This window comes from Pseudomonas sp. PS01299 (assembly GCF_029960145.1).
GTDB classification, from domain to species: Bacteria; Pseudomonadota; Gammaproteobacteria; order Pseudomonadales; family Pseudomonadaceae; genus Aquipseudomonas; species Aquipseudomonas putida_A.
The window spans coordinates 1-1630 of sequence record NZ_JASCPO010000472.1 but is presented as its reverse complement, the minus strand read 5'-3'; the positions used below and the strand labels follow the sequence as shown (position 1 = coordinate 1630).

General features: G+C 59.2%; 2 protein-coding genes. Both read right to left on the bottom strand.

Annotated elements, in window-relative coordinates:
• Positions 1 to 122: 122 nt before the first annotated feature.
• A complete protein-coding gene (locus tag QMX91_RS31075; protein ID WP_007968960.1) occupies positions 123 to 665 on the bottom strand; it encodes a DUF2058 domain-containing protein in 543 nt (180 codons plus the stop codon).
• Positions 666 to 691: 26 nt separating this feature from the next.
• Positions 692 to 1525 (bottom strand): nucleoside triphosphate pyrophosphohydrolase, encoded by an 834-nt coding sequence (gene mazG, locus QMX91_RS31070; protein WP_282413904.1) that lies wholly within the window; start codon positions 1523 to 1525, stop codon positions 692 to 694.
• Between the last annotated feature and the right edge of the window lie 105 nt (positions 1526 to 1630).

The following is a 1630-nucleotide window of genomic DNA, read 5'->3' as shown; positions in this document are numbered from 1 at the left end:
GAGCTTGCTCCCGCTGGGGCGCGAAGCGGCCCTGCTCTTCAACTCAAGAGCAGAGGCCTGCTACGCAGTCCAGCGGGAGCAAGCTCCCTCGCCACAGTTTGGGTTGTTACAGCTTTATCGGTTTACCACATCAGGTCATCCGGGATCTGATAGGCCGCGTACGGATCGTCCTCGGCATTGACCTCTTCGGTCTGCACGTTGAGCTGCACGATACGTTGCGGGTCGCGCTCCTGGATCTTCAGCGCCGCTTCACGCGGGATCACTTCGTAGCCGCCAGCATGGTGCACGATCGCCAGCGAACCGCTGCTGAGCTTGTTGCGCATCAACGTATTGACCGAGATGCGCTTGACCTTCTTGTCGTCGACGAAGTTGTAGTAGTCCTCGGTGGTCAGCTTCGGCAGACGCGAGACTTCGATCAACTGCTTGACCTGCGCGGCACGGGCCTTGGCCTCGGCCTTCTCCTGCTGCTGACGGTTCAGCTCCTGGTCGCGCTTGACCTTCTCGGCCATGGCTTCCTGAGCGGCGCGTTGCTGCGAATCATCCAGCTCGGCCTGCCCCTTGTGGGCCAGACGCTGTTGCTTCTGCTTGTCTTTGCTGACCTGCTTGGCCTGCTTTTGGTTGACCAGACCTGCTTTGAGCAACTGGTCGCGAAGGGAAAGGCTCATTAATGCTTACTCACTTGGGCAACGGCTCAGCCGCAGCTGGGCAAATTCTTTTCCTGACGTTTGGCTTCACCCCACAGGGCGTCCAACTCTTCGAGGGTGCAATCTTCCATGGGACGACGGGTGTCGCGCAATGCCTGTTCGATAAAACGGAAACGTCTTTCAAACTTGGCGTTGGCGCCACGCAGCGCGGTTTCCGGATCGACCTTCAGGTGCCGGGCCAGATTGACAACGGAAAACAGCAGATCGCCGATCTCGTCGGCCACCGCTTGCGGATCGTTTTCGGACATGGCTTCGAGCACTTCATCGAGCTCTTCGCGCACCTTGTCCAGCACCGGCAACGCATCCGGCCAGTCGAAACCGACCTGCCCGGCACGCTTTTGCAACTTGGCTGAACGCGACAGTGCCGGCAGCGCGGCAGGTACATCATCGAGCAGTGACAGCTGCTCGGGTGCGGCGGATTTCTCGGCGCGTTCTTCGGCCTTGATCTCTTCCCAGCGCTGCTTGACCTGTTCTTCATTCAGCCGTGGCACATCCAGCGGCGCGTACAGATCGCCGGTGGGGAACACGTGCGGATGACGACGGATCAGCTTGCGCGTGATGCTGTCGATCACTCCGGCAAATTCGAAGCGCCCTTCTTCCCGGGCCAACTGGCTGTAATAGACCACCTGAAACAACAGATCACCCAGCTCGCCCTGCAAGTGATCGAAGTCGCCGCGTTCAATGGCGTCAGCCACTTCATAGGCTTCTTCGAGGGTATGCGGGACGATGGTCGCGTAGGTTTGCTTGATGTCCCACGGGCAACCGAACTGCGGATCGCGCAGGCGGCTCATCAGGTGGAGCAGGTCTTCAAGTGAATACATCTGTCATGCCTCTACACAAAACCAATGTGGGAGCGGGCTTGCTCGCGAATGCGGTGTGTCATTCAGCGTAAATATCGACTGACACGCCCTCTTCGCGAGCAAGCC

What these genes read in the sequence shown, in the direction of transcription:
- QMX91_RS31075 (WP_007968960.1), bottom strand. Translation starts at nt 665, where the DNA reads ATGAGCCTTTCCCTTCGCGACCAGTTGCTCAAAGCAGGTCTGGTCAAC.
- mazG (WP_282413904.1), bottom strand. Translation starts at nt 1,525, where the DNA reads ATGTATTCACTTGAAGACCTGCTCCACCTGATGAGCCGCCTGCGCGAT.